At 56.8% G+C, this 21,173-nt stretch carries 18 protein-coding genes; 12 read left to right on the top strand and 6 right to left on the bottom strand.

Annotated features, from left to right (window positions below):
* Nucleotides 1-148 precede the first annotated feature (148 nt).
* The 4 genes from AAIE03_RS11480 to ybiB all read left to right on the top strand — a co-directional run bounded on the left by AAIE03_RS11480 (nt 149) and on the right by ybiB (nt 4,599).
* Nucleotides 149-712: a helix-turn-helix domain-containing protein gene (locus tag AAIE03_RS11480; protein ID WP_013025144.1), complete on the top strand. Its 564-nt coding sequence runs from the start codon at nt 149-151 to the stop codon at nt 710-712.
* Entirely contained in the window at nt 709-1,239 is a 531-nt protein-coding gene (locus tag AAIE03_RS11475) for a GNAT family N-acetyltransferase (RefSeq protein WP_014593251.1), read from the top strand. Before AAIE03_RS11480 ends, AAIE03_RS11475 begins: the two co-directional genes overlap by 4 nt.
* Before the next feature lie 201 nt (nt 1,240-1,440).
* Nucleotides 1,441-3,603 carry an ATP-dependent DNA helicase DinG gene (gene dinG, locus AAIE03_RS11470; protein WP_498563010.1) on the top strand — a complete coding sequence of 721 codons (2,163 nt, stop codon included), beginning with the start codon at nt 1,441-1,443 and terminating at the stop codon, nt 3,601-3,603.
* Nucleotides 3,604-3,630: 27 nt separating this feature from the next.
* Nucleotides 3,631-4,599, top strand: a complete 969-nt coding sequence (gene ybiB / locus AAIE03_RS11465) for a DNA-binding protein YbiB (RefSeq protein ID WP_498563009.1) — start codon at nt 3,631-3,633, stop codon at nt 4,597-4,599.
* Here ybiB and AAIE03_RS11460 read toward each other — a convergent pair.
* Nucleotides 4,596-5,759 carry a M20 aminoacylase family protein gene (locus AAIE03_RS11460; protein WP_024470907.1) on the bottom strand — a complete coding sequence of 388 codons (1,164 nt, stop codon included), beginning with the start codon at nt 5,757-5,759 and terminating at the stop codon, nt 4,596-4,598. The two genes, ybiB and AAIE03_RS11460, sit on opposite strands and share 4 nt — an antisense overlap.
* A gap of 142 nt (nt 5,760-5,901) precedes the next feature.
* Complete coding sequence (locus AAIE03_RS11455) at nt 5,902-6,957, bottom strand: LacI family DNA-binding transcriptional regulator (RefSeq protein WP_019106162.1); 1,056 nt, start codon at nt 6,955-6,957, stop codon at nt 5,902-5,904.
* A gap of 269 nt (nt 6,958-7,226) precedes the next feature.
* Here AAIE03_RS11455 and AAIE03_RS11450 point away from each other — a divergent pair, with 269 nt between their 5' ends.
* Nucleotides 7,227-8,423 (top strand): L-talarate/galactarate dehydratase, encoded by a 1,197-nt coding sequence (locus tag AAIE03_RS11450; RefSeq protein ID WP_014593256.1) that lies wholly within the window; start codon nt 7,227-7,229, stop codon nt 8,421-8,423.
* 72 nt (nt 8,424-8,495) lie between these two features.
* Nucleotides 8,496-9,809: an MFS transporter gene (locus AAIE03_RS11445; protein WP_014593257.1), complete on the top strand. Its 1,314-nt coding sequence runs from the start codon at nt 8,496-8,498 to the stop codon at nt 9,807-9,809.
* Nucleotides 9,810-9,907: 98 nt separating this feature from the next.
* On the opposite strand, the gene hutU is transcribed toward AAIE03_RS11445, so the two are convergent.
* Both hutU and hutH read right to left on the bottom strand, forming a co-directional pair.
* On the bottom strand, nt 9,908-11,590 hold the full coding sequence (gene hutU, locus AAIE03_RS11440; RefSeq protein ID WP_022623659.1) for a urocanate hydratase: 1,683 nt from the start codon (nt 11,588-11,590) through the stop codon (nt 9,908-9,910).
* A 10-nt stretch (nt 11,591-11,600) separates the two neighbouring features.
* Nucleotides 11,601-13,157, bottom strand: a complete 1,557-nt coding sequence (hutH, locus tag AAIE03_RS11435; RefSeq protein WP_029569830.1) for a histidine ammonia-lyase — start codon at nt 13,155-13,157, stop codon at nt 11,601-11,603.
* Nucleotides 13,158-13,460: 303 nt separating this feature from the next.
* On the opposite strand from hutH, the gene hutC reads away from it, so the two are divergent.
* Nucleotides 13,461-14,216 (top strand): histidine utilization transcriptional repressor HutC, encoded by a 756-nt coding sequence (gene hutC / locus AAIE03_RS11430; protein ID WP_014606249.1) that lies wholly within the window; start codon nt 13,461-13,463, stop codon nt 14,214-14,216.
* Here the strand turns inward: hutC and AAIE03_RS11425 are convergent.
* Nucleotides 14,200-14,745, bottom strand: a complete 546-nt coding sequence (locus tag AAIE03_RS11425) for a HutD/Ves family protein (RefSeq protein WP_029569831.1) — start codon at nt 14,743-14,745, stop codon at nt 14,200-14,202. The two genes, hutC and AAIE03_RS11425, sit on opposite strands and share 17 nt — an antisense overlap.
* Nucleotides 14,742-16,097: a formimidoylglutamate deiminase gene (locus AAIE03_RS11420; RefSeq protein WP_029569832.1), complete on the bottom strand. Its 1,356-nt coding sequence runs from the start codon at nt 16,095-16,097 to the stop codon at nt 14,742-14,744. The genes AAIE03_RS11425 and AAIE03_RS11420 overlap by 4 nt, the downstream gene beginning before the upstream one ends.
* A gap of 84 nt (nt 16,098-16,181) precedes the next feature.
* On the opposite strand from AAIE03_RS11420, the gene hutI reads away from it, so the two are divergent.
* From hutI to AAIE03_RS11395, 5 genes are all read left to right on the top strand, one after another.
* Nucleotides 16,182-17,399 (top strand): imidazolonepropionase, encoded by a 1,218-nt coding sequence (gene hutI, locus AAIE03_RS11415; RefSeq protein WP_014593262.1) that lies wholly within the window; start codon nt 16,182-16,184, stop codon nt 17,397-17,399.
* Nucleotides 17,396-18,187: an N-formylglutamate deformylase gene (gene hutG / locus AAIE03_RS11410; RefSeq protein ID WP_014593263.1), complete on the top strand. Its 792-nt coding sequence runs from the start codon at nt 17,396-17,398 to the stop codon at nt 18,185-18,187. The genes hutI and hutG overlap by 4 nt, the downstream gene beginning before the upstream one ends.
* A 662-nt stretch (nt 18,188-18,849) precedes the next feature.
* Nucleotides 18,850-19,698: a transporter substrate-binding domain-containing protein gene (locus AAIE03_RS11405; RefSeq protein WP_014606246.1), complete on the top strand. Its 849-nt coding sequence runs from the start codon at nt 18,850-18,852 to the stop codon at nt 19,696-19,698.
* Nucleotides 19,699-19,710: 12 nt separating this feature from the next.
* On the top strand, nt 19,711-20,430 hold the full coding sequence (locus tag AAIE03_RS11400) for an ABC transporter permease (protein WP_014606245.1): 720 nt from the start codon (nt 19,711-19,713) through the stop codon (nt 20,428-20,430).
* Between the two features lie 11 nt (nt 20,431-20,441).
* A complete protein-coding gene (locus AAIE03_RS11395; RefSeq protein ID WP_013025162.1) occupies nt 20,442-21,173 on the top strand; it encodes an ABC transporter permease in 732 nt (243 codons plus the stop codon).

Genomic DNA, 21,173 nt, shown 5'->3' with positions numbered 1-21,173 from the left:
TTTACCTCTTTAAACTGACCTGAGTTAAAACACCATAACGAAGCCTGTTAAGTTGTACAACCAATTTTTAGATGTACAACTTGACGGCTGCGCTTAATTGTTGTTCTATCTCAATTATGAGATTTATTTTTCATAAGTGAGATGAAACATGTCTTTTGATAATACGGAGCAACGCTTAGCAGCCCGCCTTGCAGAATTACGGATGAAGCAGGGTTGGTCACTTGATGAACTCTCAACCGCCACCGGCATTAGCCGGCCCACATTATCGCGTATTGAGCGTGCTGAAACCAGCCCAACGGCTGCCCTGCTTAATCGTTTGTGTGTGGCTTACAGTCTGACCATGTCGCGCCTGCTGAGTGAAGTGGAAGCGGAAAGCGATCTCCTGATCCCTCGCGAGCGCCAGCCGATCTGGAACGACGAAGCCAGTGGATTTAGCCGCCGCAATGTCTCACCGCCCGCCCATAATTTCCGCTGTGAGCTGATCGAAGGCACACTGCGGCCCGGCGCGCGCGTCGAATACGACGCGCCACCGCTACAGGGCATGGAACAACATATCTGGATGCAACAGGGACAGCTGACGATAACCATGGGCGCGCAGAGCTGGACCTTAGCACCCGGTGACAGCCTGCGTTTTCATCTTAGCGGCGCGTCCGCTTTTCAGGCACATCTCACTGAAGGTGCCCGCTACTTACTGGTGGTCTGCAAATCATGATGACGTATCAACAACTCAGCGCCGCTGAGGCACAGCAGGTTTTACCCGAACTGGCCCAGGTCTTACAGGCCTGTGTGGCCGAGGGTGCCAGCATCGGTTTTATCGATCCTGAAAACATCAGCGTGATGACCCTTTTTTGGCAAAATCAGCTTGCCGCGCTGGAAAAAGGCCAGAGTGAACTGCTGGTTGCCCGCCAGCATGGCCGGGTGGTGGGCACCGTGATGCTCAATGACAGCGCCATGCCCAATGGAAGCCATCGGGCCGAAGTCAGTAAGCTGCTCGTGCATCCGCAGGCGCGGCGGCAGGGGATAGCGCGCAGGTTAATGCAGCAGGCAGAACAGCGGGCGCATCAGAAGGGAAAACGCCTGCTGGTGCTGGACACCCGATCCGGGGACGTGGCCAGCGATCTTTATCGCGCGCTGCACTGGCAGGTTGCGGGTGAGATTCCCGCCTATGCGCAGTCTATTGAGGGAAAACTGGACGCGACCACAGTGATGTTTAAGGTGCTGGATTCGCACGGCGGCTGAAGTACAGGCCTTCGGGCCGCCGCCTTATCCCTGCGCAACACGCAACACGCAACAACGCGCCACGGCGGCTGTGGCCTGCTGTTGACCCTAAAGCACGAGCAGGCCTTTTCTGAAGCCAGCACGAAAAAACAGACCCGAAAGCTGACGTCACTGCGATACTGTGTAAAAATACAGGCCATCGAGTAAAGTGGTAATCTTAACATGGCCCTGACAGCAGCATTAAAAAGCCAGATCGCACAGTGGTATAAAGCGCTGCAGCAACAGGTGCCAGACTTTATTCCCCGTCCTGCCCAGCGGCAGATGATCGCGGAAGTCGCGAAATGTCTGTCGGGTGATGACGGGCGCCACCTGGCTGTCGAAGCGCCGACTGGCGTGGGTAAAACCCTTTCGTATCTTATTCCGGGCATCGCCGTCAGCCGCGCGGAAGAGAAGCGGCTGGTGATCAGCACGGCCAACGTCGCCTTGCAGGATCAGATCTTCAGCAAAGATTTGCCGTTGCTTAAAAAAATCATTCCGGATCTCACCTTTACTGCGGCCTTTGGCCGCGGGCGCTATGTGTGTCCGCGCAATCTGGCCGCGCTGGTCGCAGACGATAATCAGCAGGCCGATTTGCTGTTCTACCTGGATGACGAAGCGGTCAGCAGCACCAAAGAAGAGCAGATTCAGTGCGGACGGCTGCAAAAGTCACTGGATCGCTACCAGTGGGACGGCCTGCGCGATCACAGCGAGGAGAACGTCAGCGACAGCCTGTGGCAGCGTCTGTCTACTGACAAAGCCAGTTGCCTTGGCGTGCATTGCCGCTGGTATCGCGAATGTCCGTTTTTCGTTGCCCGGCGGGAAATCGAGCAGGTCGATGTGGTGGTGGCCAACCACGCGCTGGTGATGGCGGCCATGGAAAACGAATCGGTGCTGCCCCCGGCCAAAAATCTGATGCTGGTGCTGGATGAAGGGCATCACCTGCCTGAAGTGGCGCGTGATGCCCTGGAGATGAGCGCCGATATCACGCCCGGCTGGACCAGCCTGCAGCTCGATCTGTTTGTGAAGCTGGTGGAGGCGATTATGAGCCAGATGCGGCCCAAATCACCCCCGCCGCTGGCTAATCCCGAACGTCTTAAAGCCCACTGTGATGAACTGCGCGAACGCCTTGCCACCATAAGTGAGGCATTAAGTCCATTGCTTCCGCCGCACAATCAGCCCGGCGAGTTTCGTTTCGTGTTGGGCACCTTACCCGACGAGCTGCTGGCGCTGTGCGCCCGGCTGTTCAAGCTGAGCGACGGGCTACGTGGGCTCAGCGAAGGGTTGATTAACGCCTTGAGTGAACAAACCGGAAGCGTCGATCTCGTGCGTCTGCACCGCAATTTATTGCAGCTCAACCGCCACTTTGGCTGGTTTGAATCAGTCAGCAAGCTGTGGCGACTGGCTGCGATGGAAAAAGCCTCTGGTGCGCCCGTTTCAAAATGGATAACCCGTGAACTGCGCGACGGTCAGGCACACCTGTTCTTCCACTGCGCGGGAATTCGCGTCTGCGATCAGCTGGAAAAAATGCTGTGGCGCAAGATTCCTCACGTTGTCGTGACCTCCGCGACCTTGCGCTCATTGAACAGCTTTAGCCGCCTGCAGGAAATGTCGGGGTTGAATGAAAAGGCGGGCGACCGTTTTGTGGCACTGGCGTCGCCGTTCAGCCACGTCGATCAGGGCAAGCTGGTGATCCCGCAGATGCGCTACGAACCGTTGATGGCGAATGAGGCTGAGCACATCGCGGAGATGGCGGCCTTTTTCCGCCAGCAAATGCAGACAGAAAAGCATAAAGGCGTGCTGGTGTTGTTTGCCAGCGGGCGCGCCATGCAACAGTTTGTCGAGGCGCTGCCGGAATTACGACTGATGATGCTGGTGCAGGGCGATCAGCCCCGCAGTCGCCTGATCGCCCTACACCGCAAACGGGTAGAGCAGGGCGATACCAGTATTCTCATCGGCCTGCAGTCGTTTGCGGAAGGGCTGGATTTAAAAGGTGAGCTGCTCAGTCAGGTACATATCCATAAAATTGCTTTTCCGCCCATAGACAGTCCGGTAATTTTAACCGAGGGCGAATGGCTGAAGAGCCTCAGGCGTTATCCGTTTGAGGTACAGAGCTTACCCAGCGCCTCTTTTACGCTGATTCAGCAGGTCGGGCGTTTGATCCGCAGCCATCAGTGTTTTGGCGAGATAGTTATTTACGATCGCCGCCTGTTGAGTAAAGCTTACGGCAGTCGGCTGCTGGCGGCGCTGCCGGTGTTTTCAATTGAGCAGCCGGTCACGCCTGAACCCGAGGCCAGAAACACCAAACCCAATCCCGGCACGCGCAAACCGCGTGCGAAGCAGCGTTAAGTCGTTGCCACTGAGCGGAAATGCGTGATGGAACTGAATAAAATTATCAAAGAAGTCGGGCGCGGTAAGAACCATGCTCGCGATATCGATTTCGACAGTGCCCTGGCACTCTACGGCGCAATGCTGGACGGCGAGGTGCCGGATCTTGAAATGGGCAGTATTTTAATCGCCTTGCGAATCAAAGGTGAAGGCGAAGCAGAAATGCGCGGCTTCTATCAGGCGATGCAGTCGCGTGTGATGCGCCTGCAGGCGCCGAGCGGTCGTCCAATGCCTGTGGTCATTCCCAGCTATAACGGTGCGCGCCGTCAGGGAAATTTAACCCCATTACTGGCGCAGGTGCTTAACAGGCTCGGTCTGCCCGTGCTGGTTCACGGCGTCAGTGACGATGCCACGCGCGTGACCAGCGAAGCGGTCTTTGCCGCGCTGGGGATCGTGCCGGTCACTACGGCCGAACAGGCACAGGCAAAGCTCGACAGGGGTGAGCTGGCCTTTATTACCATCGATCACCTCTGCCCACCCATGGCAAAACAGCTGTCGTTACGCTGGCGCATGGGCGTGCGTAACAGCGCCCACACGCTGGCGAAGCTGGCCACGCCGTTTGGTGAGCGCGAGGCCCTGCGCCTGTCAAGCGTATCCCACCCGGAGTATGTTCCACGGGTGGCGACCTTTTTTAGCGCTATCGATGCCCCCGCGATTCTGCTGAACGGGACCGAAGGTGAGGTTTATGCCAATCCGCAGCGCTGCCCGGCCATCAGCTATTTGGGCGGTGCAGCACAGCAGGCGGAGGTCTGGGTAGAGAGACAGCCGGAGGTAGCGGTGCCGCTGCCCGCCGACAAGTCGGCCGCCGAGACAGCGCGGTGGACGGAAGAGGTGCTGAATCACCAGCGCCCTCTGCCAGAGGCGCTGCGACTGCAAATTGCCTGCTGCCTGCGCGCAAGCGGTCAGTGCGCCTCGCGGGAAGCCGGCCTTGAGAAACTGGCGGCGGCCGGTTTTTAACGGTGAGCCTGTGGCAGGGCGTGCTCAACCAGGTTTTGCCAGAAGCGGATACCGGTGGGGATGAGCGCATCGTTGAAATCGTAGTGAGCATTATGTAAGGGGGCGGATGGGGTTGCACCATCTGCACCGAGCCAGAAATAGGCCCCCGGGCAGGCTTCCAGCATGCAGGCGAAATCTTCAGAGGCCATAGAGGGATTCACCTGCCACCGCACCTGCTCTTCCCCCAGCGTACTGACGGCAACGTCGTGAACCTGCCGGGCCGGGCCTGTATGGTTGGTTGTCACCGGGTAGCCAGGTAGCCAGCGAATCGCGCCGCAGACGCCAAAGGGTTTCGGCAGCGTAGTGACAAAATCATCAATAAGCGCATGAACCCGTTTGCGCACATCGTCTTGCAGGCAGCGCACGGTGCCGCGCAGAACGATCTGTTCGGGAATCACGTTAATTGCCTCACCACCCTGAATCTGCGTGACGCTCACCACGGCTGAGGAAAGGGGAGAAAGGCGACGTGAGGGGATCGTTTGCAGGGCCAGAATCAGTTCAGCTGCCACCACCATCGGGTCGGCACCGCTTTCCGGCATGGCCGCGTGGCAGCTTTTACCGCTCAGCGTAATTTCAAACGCATCCAGTGAGGCCATCATCGCACCGGCGTTAACCGCCAGCGATCCCAGCGGCAGGCCGGGCCAGTTGTGCATCGCATAGACAGCATCCATGGGGAAACGGGTAAATAATCCCTCTTCCACCATTTTCCGGGCGCCGCCGAGGTTTTCTTCCGCAGGCTGAAAAATAAAATGCACCGTGCCGCTGAACTGACGCGTGGCGGCAAGCTGTCTGGCGGCCGCCAGTAAAATCGCCGTGTGGCCATCATGGCCGCAGGCGTGCATCACACCAGGTTTACTGGAGCGCCAGGCGGTTTCGCCTTTTTCATTGATGGGCAGCGCGTCCATATCGGCACGCAGGCCGATGACCGGTCCGCTTCCATTTTTCAGGGTGCCAACCACGCCCGTCCCGGCAAGACCACGAAATACCTGCAGGCCCGCCTGCTCAAGTTCATGCGCAACCTTATCGCTGGTCCGATGTTCCTCATAGCCGAGTTCGGGTTCGCGATGAAACTGGTGGCGCCAGCGCAGCGCATCATCAAGCAGGTCAGAGGAAAGAGTCATGCAATGTCGCGCTCCATATCATTCAGGAAGCTTCACTTTAGAGGCCGGGCGAGAGCGCGTCTATCGCCAGGCGCGATAAAATAGCGAATGGGCTAAATCAAAATGGAATAAGTAATAAACAAGCGTGCAACCGTATCGCCTGTTATGCCGACTCACGCTTAATTAAATGGAAGCCGATATCAATAATGCTTTCTGCGCAGGGACGCTGTTCAATCCGATCGGCCAGCAGCGTAGCGGCACGTTGACCTATAGCGACCCGATCGACGCTGACCGTGGTGAGGGCAGGGCGATTGCTGGCAGCAAAATCCAGATCGCCAAAGCCCATCACCGCAATATCTTCAGGCACGCGCAGGCCACGGCTTTCTGCCTCCATAATCGCACCCTGTGCCAGCGTGTCTGAACTGCAGACGATGACGTCATACTCACCCTGATCGAAGAGCTGCGTTAAACCGGCGCGTCCGGATGCCAGAGAGGCGGGGAGCGCCGCGTCTGCCTGTGGGATTGCGTCAATTCCTTGCTGGCTGAAGACGTCACATAATCCCTGTTTACGCTGTCCGGCACGTTTGTCTGACGTCCACACCAGGCCGGGCCGACGGAAGCCTTGTTCAAGCAGGTATTCTGCCGTGGCCTGACCGACGCGTTGATGCGAGAATCCCACCAGCATATCGAGCGGCGTTGGCGTCAGATCCCAGATTTCAACGACCGGTATCGCGGCATTCAGGATCACCTTTTTAAGGGCGGCCGAATGATGGATCCCGGTCAGAACAATCCCGTCCGGACGTCGTGACAGCAGTGTTGCCACCAGTTCGGCTTCAGTATCAGTGCGATAGCCCGCCACGCTCAGCAGGATATGATAACCCCGCAAGCCCAGCTCATCACTCAACGACTGAATGGTATCCACGAACATGTTGTTGTTGATTTGCGGCACCACGACAGCGATGAGCTTACTGCGCCTTGAAGCCAGGCTTCCCGCCAGCGCATTAGGAATGTATCCCGTCACCCGCACCGCCTCCATGACTCTTTCTGCCGTTTTAGGCCGCACTAACTGCGGGGCATTCAGCACGCGGCTGACGGTCATCGGTGACAGTCCGGCATGACGGGCGACATCTTCAAGCGTGGGCGCATGGGTCGGTTTCGAACTTTTCACGGCAATCCATTTCACGGTGACGGCGGTATTCGCACTGGCATTATTCTTCATGTTCCTGAGCATTTCCAGCCGGTGCGTTACGCATTAAGCAATATGCGCTGACATGACTAAAAAAATTCGCGATAGATGTTAACGCAATCATTATATTGTTTAACACGAAGAAAAAGTCATAAATGCGATCTCGCTGGCAGCATGTCTCCCTTTATGCAAGGTAAATGTGATCTGTTGTTCAAAATAAACACAACGCGGTTTTCTGTCGCAGGCCGGGATGTAAAGATAAAAATGTTAGCGCAATCATTTTTAAACCACAGGAGATAACTATGTCTGTAAGCGCAAATTCTCATGCCGTGAGCTATGCCAAAACGGTGAACGCCAAAACGGCGGCTGACGTCGGTGATCGTATTGAATGGGTCAAACTCTCCCTGTCGATTTTACCCCTGGCCACGCCCGTCAGCGATGCCAAGGTGCTGACAGGGCGCCAAAAGCCGTTAACCGAAGTGGCCATTATCATTGCTGAAATTCGTAGCCGTGAGGGTTTTGAAGGGGTGGGATTCAGCTATTCCAAACGCGCTGGTGGGCAGGGCATTTACGCGCATGCTAAGGAGATTGCCGATAATCTGCTGGGGGAAGATCCAAACGATATTGATAAAATCTACACCAAACTGCTGTGGGCGGGCGCATCGGTAGGACGAAGCGGCATGGCGGTGCAGGCTATCTCTCCCATTGATATTGCGCTGTGGGATATGAAAGCGAAACGCGCCGGGCTGCCGTTGGCAAAACTGTTAGGTTCCCATCGTGATTCCGTACAGTGCTACAACACCTCGGGCGGCTTCCTGCATACACCGCTGGAGCAGGTATTAAAGAACGTGGTGATTTCACGTGAAAACGGCATCGGCGGGATCAAGTTGAAAGTGGGGCAGCCAAACTGTGCCGAAGACATTCGTCGCTTAACGGCAGTGCGTGAAGCGCTGGGCGACGATTTTCCGTTGATGGTTGATGCCAACCAACAGTGGGATCGTGAGACCGCTATCCGTATGGGCCGCAAAATGGAGCCGTTCAATCTGATCTGGATTGAAGAACCGCTGGATGCTTACGATGTGGAAGGCCATGCACAACTGGCCGCCGCGCTGGACACGCCCATTGCGACCGGTGAGATGCTCACCAGCTTCCGTGAGCATGAGCAACTGATTTTGGGCAACGCCAGTGATTTCGTTCAGCCGGACGCGCCGCGCGTGGGTGGCATTTCCCCTTTCCTGAAAATCATGGATCTGGCGGCGAAGCACGGTCGTAAACTTGCGCCACATTTCGCCATGGAGGTTCACCTGCATCTGGCGGCGGCTTATCCGCTTGAGCCCTGGCTGGAGCATTTCGAATGGCTGAACCCGTTATTTAATGAGCAACTGGAATTACGTGACGGACGGATGTTTGTTTCAGATCGCCACGGACTTGGTTTTACGCTCAGCGAACAGGCACGAAGCTGGACTCAATTAACCTGTGAGTTCGGCAAACGTCCCTAATCTTTTTGGCGGGAATCTCTCCCGCCACCTCTCCTTTTAAATCTCTCTCAACCCGATATCCAGGAGTGGGTGATGAATACAATAATAAAACGTACCAAGGTACGTTATTCTATTTTGCTATTTCTGTTTCTTGCCACCGTATTTAATTATGCCGATCGTGCGACGTTATCTGTCGTCGCGCCTTTTATGAGTCAGGAGTTGGGCTTTGATCCTGAAGCGATGGGGCTGGCCTTTTCGGCCTTTGGTATCGCCTATGTCATTATGCAATTACCCGGCGGCTGGTTACTGGACCGCTACGGTGCCCGCATGGTATACGGCTGTGCGCTGATTGGCTGGTCGCTGGTGACCATGCTGCAGGGCACGATTTATCTCTACGCCAGTCCGCTTATCGTTCTGGTGATTTTGCGTTTATTGATGGGGGCCATTGAAGCGCCAGCGTTTCCGGCAAACAGTCGGTTAAGTGTGCAGTGGTTTCCAAACAAAGAGCGGGGATTTGTGACGTCGATTTATCAGTCAGCACAATATATCTCGCTCGGAATTATTACGCCTTTGATGACAATTATTCTTCATAATTTAAGTTGGCACTATGTTTTTTATTATATCGGCGCGATTGGCGTTATTTTAGGGATCGTCTGGCTGTTTAAAGTCAGAGATCCCTTACAGCATCCCAAAGTAAATCAGGAGGAAATCGAGTATATTCGTGACGGCGGTGGAGAACCCGCATTAGGCAGTAAAAAGGCGCAAGAGAAAATTACACTGGCGCAGTTTAAAAGCGTGTGTATTAACCGCATGATGATTGGTGTCTACATTGGCCAGTTTTGTGTCACCTCAATTACCTGGTTCTTCCTGACCTGGTTCCCTACCTATCTCTATCAGGCCAAGGGCATGTCGATTCTGAAAGTGGGATTTATTGCCAGTATACCGGCCATCGCGGGTTTTGTGGGCGGCCTGTTGGGCGGCGTGTTTTCTGATGCGTTACTCAAACGCGGTTACAGCCTGACGGTTGCGCGTAAACTGCCCGTCATCTGTGGGATGCTGCTCTCCTGTGTCATTGTCATCGCCAATTACACGTCCTCGGAAATTGTGGTGGTTGCGGCCATGAGCGTTGCCTTTTTCGCCAAAGGTTTTGGCAACCTGGGCTGGTGCGTGCTGAGCGATACATCGCCGAAAGAGGTGTTGGGCATTGCCGGTGGCGTTTTCAACATGTGCGGCAATATGGCCAGTATCGTTACCCCGCTGGTGATCGGGATCATTCTGGCGAATACGCAATCATTTGATTATGCGATTTTATATGTGGGATCGATGGGGCTGCTCGGCCTGATTTCCTATCTCTTTATTGTCGGGCCTTTGGAACGGATTACGCTGACGTCCACGAAGCCTGAGTAAGCCTGTTGCGAGCATTTCGCGCCGCTGTTCCGGAACCGCACTCCCCGGAACAGCGTTTTTTACCGCATGACGCGACTCAATAAAATCGGCGTTGCGGGTTATTGCATCGGTAAGTTCAGACCGTGTTTTGTCGCACACTGCTGTGCCTGTTCGTATCCCGCATCGGCATGACGCATCACGCCGGTAGCAGGATCGTTCCATAGCACGCGGCCCAAGCGGGCATCAGCCGCTTCCGTGCCGTCGCACACAATCACCACGCCAGAATGCTGGGAGAAGCCCATGCCCACGCCACCACCATGATGCAGGCTCACCCAGGTCGCGCCGCCCGCCGTATTCAGCAGGGCGTTGAGCAGCGGCCAGTCGGATACCGCATCCGACCCATCTTTCATCGCTTCGGTTTCACGGTTTGGCGAGGCAACAGAGCCGCAGTCGAGGTGATCGCGACCGATCACAATCGGTGCTTTTAGCTCGCCGTTGCGTACCATTTCATTGAACGCGAGGGCCGCGAGATGGCGCTCACCCAATCCCAGCCAGCAGATACGCGCCGGTAAGCCCTGGAAGGCGATGCGTTCCTGCGCCATATCCAGCCAGCGATGCAGCGTTTTATGTTGCGGGAAAAGTTCTTTGAGTTTGGCATCCGTTTTATAGATATCTTCGGGGTCGCCAGACAGGGCAACCCAGCGGAACGGACCTTTACCTTCGCAAAACAGGGGACGGATATAGGCTGGCACAAAACCGGGAAAATCAAAGGCATTGCTGATGCCTTCATCCAGTGCGACCTGGCGAATGTTGTTGCCATAATCGACGGTAGGAATGCCCATATGACAGAAGTCGAGCATCGCCTGAACGTGGACGGCCATAGAGGCACGGGCAGCTTTCTCCACGGCTTTAGGATGTGTCTTGCGTTCCTGCTCCCAGCGTGAGACGTCCCAGTCAATGGGCAGATAGCCGTTAAGGGGATCGTGCGCCGAAGTCTGGTCGGTGACGATGTCAGGCTTAGGTCCACCCGCTTTGGCGCGCTTAACCAGCTCGGGCAGGATTTCCGCCGCATTGCCCAGCAGGCCGACAGAAATGGCTTTCTTCGCTTTGGTTGCCTCATCAATCAGGGCCAGTGCCTCATCCAGCGAGGTGGCTTTGTAATCGACATAACGCGTGCGTAAACGAAAATCGATACGGGATTCCTGACACTCAATCGCCAGTACGCAGGCGCCCGCCAGCACGCCTGCCAAGGGTTGCGCACCACCCATGCCACCTAAACCGGCGGTCAGGATCCAGCGTCCGCTTAGATCATTGTTATAGTGCTGGCGTCCGGCCTCGACAAACGTCTCGTAGGTGCCCTGAACGATTCCCTGGGCGCCAATGTAAATCCATGAGCCGGCCGTCATCTGGCCATACATCATCAGCCCGGCTTTATCCAGTTCGTGGAAGTGATCCCAGTTAGCCCAGTGAGGAACCAGATTGGAGTTGGCCAGCAGGACGCGGGGGGCATCCGCATGGGTACGAAACACGCCGACGGGTTTGCCCGACTGGATCAGCAGAGTTTCGTCCGGCTGCAGGAGCTGCAGCGATCGTAAAATTTGCTCAAAACATTCCCAGTTGCGCGCGGCTTTACCAATACCGCCGTACACCACCAGATCTTCCGGACGTTCTGCCACGTCGGGATCCAGGTTGTTCTGAATCATGCGGTAAGCCGCTTCAATTAACCAGTTAGCGCAGTGCAGTTCATTTCCACGCGGCGCACGGATCTCGCGTGCTACCGCTTTAGACAGGGTTTCGCTCATGACGGATTCCTTATTTAACTGAATAGGTGCCCATGCTGGGTAGTAATGCGGTGAGTGCCTCTGGCCAGTCGCAGCGGCTTGCCCACTGACGCATCGCCTCAATGTCGGGTGCCAGCAGGCGGTCTTCTTCCAGGAAGGCAACGCGTTCGCGGATGCGGCCAATGGCCTGCTCTATCGGTGCAGAACTTTGCAAGGGACGATGAAACTCAATGCCCTGGGCGGCGGCCATCGCTTCAATGCCCACCACGGCGGCGCTGTTAAAGCACATATCCCCCAGGCGGCGGGCGGCATAGGTGGCCATGGAAACGTGATCTTCCTGGTTAGCCGAGGTCGGTAAGCTGTCTACACTGCCGGGATGGGCCAGCGATTTATTTTCTGATGCCAGCGCCGCCGCAGTGACCTGGGCAATCATAAAGCCGGAGTTCACGCCGCCGTCGCGAACCAGGAAAGGTGGCAGTCCGGACAGGCCGGTATCCAGAAGCAGGGCCAGTCGACGTTCCGAGATAGCGCCCACTTCAGCCACGGCCAGCGCAATAATGTCGGCTGCAAAGGCGACCGGTTCAGCATGGAAGTTGCCGCCGGAGATCACATCGCCGGTTTCGCTGAAAACCAGCGGATTATCAGAGGCGGCGTTGGCTTCAATTTGCAGGACGCGCGCGGCATGAGAGAGGTTATCCAGGCAGGCGCCCATTACCTGAGGTACGCAGCGGATAGAATAGGGATCCTGTACCCGGCCACAGTGGGTATGTGAACCGAGGATTTCGCTTCCTTCAATCAGGCTGGTAATCGCGGCGGCCACGGCAATCTGCCCGTGCTGACCGCGCGCCTGATGGATACGGGCATCGAAGGGTTTTAACGAACCTTTGATCGCTTCTAACGACAGGGCGCCCGCCAGTAAACCTGCGGCAAACAGGTTTTCGGCTTCAAACAGGCCACGCAGCGCCAGCGCCGTGGAAACCTGGGTGCCATTAAGCAATGCCAGACCTTCTTTCGGGCCCAGAACAAAGGGCGTCAACCCGACTTTAGCCAGGCCTTCTGTCGCCGCAATAAGTTCCCCTTTGAACCTGACCTGACCTTCACCAAGCAGCATGAGCGACATATGCGCCAGCGGCGCCAGATCGCCCGAGGCACCCACCGATCCTTTTTCCGGAATGCACGGCATGATGCCGGCATTAAACAGGGCCAGCAGGGCATCGATCAGTTCGATGCGTACACCCGAATGGCCCCGCGAAAGGCTGATCACTTTGCTGGCGACGATCAGCCGCGTGACGTTATCAGGCAGTAAATTCCCTAACCCGACGCTGTGGGACAGCACCAGATTACGTTGCAGATCCGCCAGACGGCTGGCGGGGATCTGAGTTTGGGCCAGTTTGCCAAAACCGGTGTTAATGCCGTAAACCACGCTGCCGGAGGCGACGATCGCGTCAACGGTGCGTTGTGCCTCGGCGACGGCCTGGCGGGCGCCATCGTCGAGGCTGAGGGTAACGTTGCCCTGATAAATTGCGCGTAACGTCGCGAGATCAACATTACCTGGCACCAGGTGTAATACCTGAGTCGAACCTGACATAACCTGCTCCTGTCTATACAAGGGTTGGGTTGCCGCAGGGCATCTTTATTGACCCTGATCAACTGAATAACGCGAGTGAACCATAAGTGTCTATTCTTGTCTATACAAGTTGCAATCAGCGTGCCAAACCGATCACAAAATTGATCGGGCGTCAGGACAGGGGGGAGCGAGCAACGACCGGTATTGCTGCACCTTTATCAGGCAGCAGGTGCACGGTTAAAGTGCTGAAACCGCGTCTGAATGTATATACATCCAACCCTGCAGGCAGTAAACTCTGCGCATTATCTGCGAAAGGAAAACGTTATGGCCGAGCATACGGCAATTGCACAACTGGCGGCGGCCATGAGCGATGAACCTGCGCCTATTTATCAACGGGTCAAGCAGGCTATCATCAGCCAGATTCGTGAAGGACACTGGAAAGCAAATCAGCGCGTGCCCTCCGAAAGCGAGCTGGTCAATGAACTAGGCGTGAGCCGGATGACCATCAATCGTGCATTACGCGAGCTGACCAGCGAAGGGTTTCTGGTGCGTATGCAGGGCGTAGGAACATTTGTTGCCGAAATGAAAGGCTATACGGCCATGCTCGAAGTGCATAACATCGCCGATGAAATTGCCCAGCGCGGTCACCAGCACAGCTGCAAAATTCTGATGATGGGTCAGAACAAAGCCGATCCCGAGCAGGCTTCGGTTCTGGGGCTGACCACCGGGCAAACGCTGTTTCATTCGCTGATTGTGCATTATGAAAACGAGTTGCCGGTGCAGCTTGAAGACCGACTGGTGAATCCGCAGCTGGCTCCGGACTATCTGACTCAGGATTACCATACGCTCACGCCTTATACCTATCTGATGCGGGCCGCGCCGTTAACGGCAGGCGAGCACATCGTTGAAGCGGTGATGCCCGATGCGCGTCAGCGTAAACATCTGGCGATCGATGAGCATGAGCCCTGTCTGCTTATCCGCCGCCAGACCTGGAGCGACAATAAAATCGTGACCTATGCGCGATTACTCTATCCGGGCTCGCGCTATAAGCTGCTGGGCCGCTTCAAAGGACACGGGTAAGGCGCACGAACAGCAGTCTTGCCTCGGGACTGGCTGGCGAGAGCAGGGTGGAGTGATCTACCCACCATGTCCCCTGCTGCGCCTCTAACCGCGCGTCATCCGCGATGCGCCATTCTCCGGCTAGCACCCACGCCACGCCGTGCTCGCTGCAGACGGCTTGCGTAACGACGTCGGCCTGCGCCCGCCATGCGTCACGCCGCGTCATGACGTTAAAATCCTGACTGGCCTCTTTGCCTTCCAGACTGGCTTCAAGCGCCCATTCACCCGCAAAAGCCCAGGGGAATTCAGGCAGTAAGCGGTGTTCGCCTGCAGGACCGCGCAGCAGCACCGGGCTGCCGTTCAGCAGAGTAATGGTACGATCTATGCCGTTGAACGTCGAAAACGGGCCGTCCTGAGCAATGGTCGCAATACTGGCTCGCCAGGCGAAATCGTCGGCATCAGGCGGAAAGCTGATAATCTCGCGTGTTTCGCCTCCGCCGTTGCGCCAGCGGCTGACGGGTAAGTTTTCCAGAGAAAATAACGTTCTCATTGCAGCGCCGCCATTGCCTGGGCGAAGCGCGCCGCGCAGGCGTGTTCTTCGGCATGATGCCCGTCGTTAATGACCCGATTGCCCGCCACATACACGTCGCGAATCTGATCGCGCTGGCCCGCAAACAGCCAACGGTTAAGCAGGGCGTGTTCATTCACGCTGCCCAGCCAGGCCTGATCGCGCAGTACCAGCCAGTCGGCGCGCTGCCCCACGGCCAGTGAACCACTCCTGATCCCACAGGCCTGAGCGCCGCCTGCAGCTGCCTGCTGCCACAGCAGGTCGCCGACGGAAGGCTGGTGAGCCAGGGCGATACGGTTACGACGGCGGTCGCGCAGACGCTGAGCATATTCCAGCCAGCGCAGCTCTTCCTGAACGCTCAATGAGACATGGCTGTCAGAGCCGATGCCCCAGCGACCGCCCTGAGCGATATAGTCCACCGCCGGGAAAATGCCGTCGCCAAGATTGGCTTCGGTAGTCGGACACAACCCGGCGACCGCGCCGCTGGTGGCAAGGCGCGTCACCTCGCTGTTATCAAGATGTGTGGCATGGATCAGGCACCAGCGCGCGTCAACGTCAAAGCGGTTCATCAGCCAGCTCACCGGGCGCTCGCCGCTCCAGGCCAGGCTGTCGTTCACCTCTTTTTCCTGCTCGGCAACGTGGATGTGCACCGGTAACGACCGATCGCTGGCGGCTAACACTTCGTGCATTTGCACTTCGCTCACCGCACGCAGTGAGTGAAAGCACAGGCCTACGTTGTGCAATGGCTTGTCTTTCACCCACGCCTGCAGGCGTGCCTGCTGTTGCAGGTAGTTGTCGGTCTGCTGAATAAAGCGTTTCTGCCCGGCCACAGGCGGCTGCGCGCCAAACCCGCTGTAGCTGTAAAGCACCGGAAGCAGGGTCTGACCAATGCCTGCCGTCTCGGCGGCGGCAATCAACTGCTGCAGCATGGCATCATCGGCATAGGGCGCGCCGTTAACGTCATGATGCAGATAATGGAATTCTGCAACCTGGCAGTAGCCACCTTTTAACATATCGATGTACAGCAACGCGGCAATATCGCCCACCTGCTGGGGCGTCAGGCGCTGCACCATGCGATACATTAAGTCGCGCCAGGTCCAGAAGCTGTCTTGTGGATCGCCCGCCACTTCGGCCAGACCGGCCATGGCGCGCTGAAAAGCATGAGAGTGCAGATTTGCGATAGCGGGAATGACCTCGCCGGGTAAGCGACATGCCTGACGGTCATCACTGTTGGGCGTGATGGCCTCAATGATTCCGGCCGGACTGACGTGGATGCGTACCTGTTTGTACCAGCCGTCAGCCAGCAGTGCGCGGGGCGCAAAAAAAGTTGCCATAGTTGATCCTCAAGGGATGTGGTTGTATATACATATACATACTTTAAAGTGGGCTGTAAACGGCGAGAGTAACGAGAGGCAGGAATGGCAGAAGAACTCCAGGTAGACAGTGTGTGGACCGGTGCTGATGTGGTGACCATGCGCGGTGGTCGCTACGCGATGATTGAGCAGGGGGCGCTGGCGGTGAAGGCAGACAAGCTGGTGTGGGTAGGCGCCGCCGCGGATATGCCTGCCTTTAGCGCACAAAAACATCATCAGTTACCGGGCGGGATTATCACGCCAGGGCTGGTCGATTGTCATACGCATCTGGTTTTTGGTGGGGATCGCAGTCAGGAATTTGAACAGCGTCTCAACGGGGTCAGTTATGCCGACATAGCGGCACAGGGCGGGGGGATCCTCTCTACCGTTCGGGCTACGCGCGCGGCCAGCGAGCAGGCACTGGTTTCATCGGCCCGCTGGCGACTGAATCGTTTACTGGCTGAAGGCGTGACGACTGTCGAGATCAAATCCGGTTACGGGCTGGACGAAGAGAGCGAATTACGTATGCTGCGCGCCATCCGCCAACTGGGTAAAGAGGTGGCTGCGGATGTGCAGGCAACCTGCCTTGCTGCGCACGCTTTTCCGCCCGAATTTAAACAGGATCCCGAGGGCTGGATAGCGATTATCTGCGAACGCCTGCTGCCTCAGGTCAAAGCCGAAGGGCTGGCTGACGCGGTTGATGCTTTCTGTGAACATCTGGCCTTTTCTCCTCAGCAGGTGGCCCGGGTGTTTGAGCGGGCAAAGGCGCTGGGGCTGCCGGTAAAACTTCATGCAGAGCAGTTGTCTGCGCTGGGTGGTGCGGCGCTGGCAGCACGCCATGACGCGCTCTCAGCCGATCACCTGGAATATGCTACCGAGCAGGATGTCCAGGCGATGGCCGGGCACGGCACGGTCGCGGTACTGCTGCCTGGCGCATTTTACCTGTTACGGGAAACGCAGCGCCCACCTGTGGCTCTGTTTCGCCGCTATGGCGTGCCCATGGCGCTGGCGAGTGATGCCAACCCTGGTACCTCTCCGGCCCTGTCACTGCGGTTAATGCTCAATATGGGCTGCACGCTGTTTGGCATGACGCCGGAAGAGGCGCTGGCCGGCGTCACCCTGTGGGGCGCGAAGGCGCTAGGGCTGGAAGCCAGCCACGGCTCGCTTGAGGCTGGCAAAGTTGCCAGTTTTGTCCACTGGCCGCTGGCTCGCCCGGCGGAACTGGTTTACTGGCTGGGCGGTGAACTGCCCTGTACGGTCATCTATCGCGGAGAAGCACAATGACACCTTTTCATTTCACCCAGGGCAATATTCCCCTACTGGTCAGTATCCCTCATGCCGGTACGCTGTTGACACCGGAAGTGGAGGAGGGACTCAGCGAGGCCGCCCGCAACTTACCTGACACCGACTGGCACCTGCCACAACTTTATGATTTTCTGCGTGATATGGGAGCGAGCATTATCATCGGTCGCTACTCACGATTTGTTATCGATCTGAATCGCCCGTCGGATAATCAACCGCTCTATACCACGGCCACGACCGGCCTGTTCCCCGAAACCCTGTTTGACGGCACGCCGACTTTTATCGAGGGCAAAACGCCCACGGATGCGCAGCGCCAGGGCTACATCAACGCTATCTGGCAACCTTACCATCAGCAGATTCAGCAGACGCTGGCGCAAATGAAAGCGGAGTTTGGTTACGCTTTGCTGTTTGATGCGCACTCTATTGCCAGTGAAATTCCCCGTCTGTTTGAGGGGCGGTTGCCGGATCTCAATATTGGTACCAACGATGGGGCGAGCTGCAGCAGTGCCGTGATTAACGGACTCACCTCGGTGTGCCGCGCGCAGGATCGCTACAGCTGGGTGGTGAACGGCCGTTTCAAAGGTGGTTATATCACGCGTGCTTACGGGCAGCCGCAGCAGCAGGTTCAGGCTGTGCAGCTGGAGCTGTCGCAAATTAACTATATGGATGAAACGCCGCCGTTTACCTGGCATGAAGCGCGGGCTGCGCAGTTGAAGAAGGTGTTAAAGCCGCTGCTGCATAGCTTTCTCGAACAGGGAAAAACGGGCTGAGGCGTAACCCAATCACCGCGGCCCGGCTGGCGGTTTTGGCCGGCGCAGAATAACGGACCTGATGGGCTTCGGCCACTTAGCGCCCGTTGGCACAATAGCACACAGCCGGGCGCCACGCTGGGTCCCGGCTGCCTCCTTTTACCGCATAGCGCACGACTTTCTCCCACGACTCTCAGCATCTTTTCGCCTGTTCAGGCAAGGCATTTACAGGTGCGCGCCAGGCATGAAGAGGCTGAGCGATGATGTTCGCCAGACCAGTGAGAGGGGCTAAATGCAGGGCGCTTATCCGTGATCCCCGCCAGGCGATAACATAATCGGTTGCCGATCTGTTTCTGTCCGCCGCAGCACTGCGCGCAAGTTTGCGCTGAATGTGTGCAGTGCTGCACCTGAAACGGGCATTGGCCTGGTAAGAGCACTTTCACCGGGCAATGGGGCGGCGGTTGCCGAGCGTCCTGAACTGGCACGACCTTTGCTAGGTTGTATGTACAAGTTAGCTCTGTTCGATATCCCGTTGCTATTTATCGTGTCTGGCTCACAAAACGATCAAGCCGACAATGAATTCGACAATGTTAGCTTGTATATACATGATTCATCATCTTGTAAGCTTTTTGTTAAAACAACACTGACACTCTTAAAACGCATTTTCATCCAGGAGAAGCCGTATGAAGCACCCCGAAGCGTTTCGCCGTTTTTGCCTTACGACCCTGTTTTCCAGCCTGCTGCTCAGCACCGTTGCGGTGCAGGCGAAAGAGTGGAAATCGATCACGATAGCGACGGAAGGCAGCTATGAACCCTGGAACCTGACGCTGCCCGGCGGCAAACTCGGGGGATTTGAGCCGGAACTCATGGCCAACCTGTGCAAGCGCATGGGCATGGAATGCAAACTGGTTGTCCAGAACTGGGATGGCATGATTGCCGGGCTGAATGCGGGTAAATACGACGTGATCATGGACGCCATTGTGATCACGCCAGAGCGAAAAAAAGTGGTCAGTTTTACGCTTCCCTATGCCTCTACGCCAGCCACCTTTATTGCCGTAAAAGGGACGCTGCTCCCCCCGGGCAAGGGCGTGACGAAGTTGCATGATGATGAAAAAGAGATTGAAGCCGCACTGGCACCGATAAAGGCGGCCCTGAAAGGAAAAACCATCGGTATTGCCTCCGGCACGGTATACACGCCTTTTATCGATAAATATTTCAAAGGCGTGGCCGACATACGCGAATACACCACCTCTGCCGATGCCATTCTGGATTTACAGGCTGGACGTATTGATGCGGTGTTTGACGATGTGACCTTTGCTAAATCAATGCTGACGCGCAAAGACAACAGCAACCTGGCCTTCAGCGGTCCGCAACTGGGCGGCCCGATCTGGGGCGAAGGTGAAGCCATGGGCGTGCGGATGGCAGACGGCGATCTGAAAGCAAAACTGGACGATGCCATTAAGGCCGCGCTGGCTGACGGCACCGTAAAAGAGCTCAGCGAGAAATGGTTTAAAACTGACGTTACGCCATAAGTGAGGTCGAGCATGATAAGCCTGCTGGGTTTTGGCGCAGATGGCTGGGGGCGGCTGATAGTGAGCGCAACGCTTACTACATTGCTGTTGTCGCTGGTCGCGCTGATGGTAGGAGCCGTCGTGGGCTCAGGCATCGCCGCGGCGAAATTGTCTTCTCACCGTCCCTTACGCTGGTTGGGTGAGGGCTATTCGGTGATTTTTCGCGGCATCCCGGAGCTACTGGTGATCTACCTGTTTTACTTTGGTGGTTCAGGCCTGATCACCCAGATCGGTCAAATATTTGGTGCGCAGGGATTTATCGAGGCGCCGCCTTTTCTGATCGGCGCGCTGGCGATCGGGCTGATTTCGGGCTCCTACCAGGCTGAAGTTTATCGTGCTGCCCGGCTGGCGCTGTCCCGGGGCGAAGTGGAAGCGGCGGTGGCAACAGGCATGTCGCGCTGGCGAATTCGTCAGCGCATCCTGCTGCCTCAGGTGGCGCGCTACGCGCTGCCTGGCCTGTCCAATGTCTGGCAGATGAGCCTGAAAGACTCTGCGTTGGTTTCGGTCACCGGCATCGTGGAGCTGATGCGCGCCAGTCAGGTCGCGGCGGGTTCTACGCGGGACTACTTCACCTTTTATCTGATCGGCGGCGGATGCTATCTGTTGTTAACTGTGCTGTCGAATCGGGCTTTTCTGCGCGTGGAAGCTCGTCTGGGCCGCGCCTGGCAGAGCCGAACGGCGGCACAGCATTAAGGAACCGCACCATGATCGATTTTGCCTTTCTTGCTGATACTTTCCTGAAGTTAAGCGCCGCCCTGCCGGTTACGCTCGGCCTGTTTATCAGTTCATTCCTGTGCGGCGGCGTGCTGGCGGTGGGCATTCTGGCGCTGCGCATGAGCCGCTGGCGCATACTGAGCAGTTTTGCCCGTGGCTATATTCTGGTGTTTCGCGGTTCTCCCCTGATGATCCAGCTGTTTTTAATCTATTACGGCCTGGGCCAGTTTGGCGTGATTCGCCACAGTTTTGTCTGGCCGTTTTTACGTGAGCCATTCAGCTGTGCCGTGCTGGCGCTGTCCCTGTGCACCGCTGCCTATACGGCAGAAATCCTGCGTGGTGCGTTGCTGGCGGTGCCCGCCGGGCAGGTGGAAGCCGGTATGGCGTGCGGTATGTCGCGCTGGCTGCTGCTGCGGCGCATTATTGCGCCCGTGATGTTGCGCTATGCCTTGCCGGCCTATTCAACCGAAGCCATTTTGCTGGTGAAGTCCACCGCACTCGCCAGCCTGGTTACCGTGTGGGATGTCACGGGCGTCGCGCAGCAGATTATCCAGCGTACCTACCGCACGATGGAAGTGTTTCTGTGTGCCGCCGCCATTTACCTGATCCTCAATTTCATCATCGTGCAGCTGTATGCCCTGCTTGAGCGTCGACTGACGCCGGTTCATCAGCCCGCAAAGAAGCCGCTAGCGGCCATTAAACCCGTCCCTGGGGGAGATTAA

This window comes from Pantoea sp. Ae19-2 (assembly GCF_059801205.1).
This window is presented reverse-complemented; position numbering and strand designations above follow the sequence as displayed.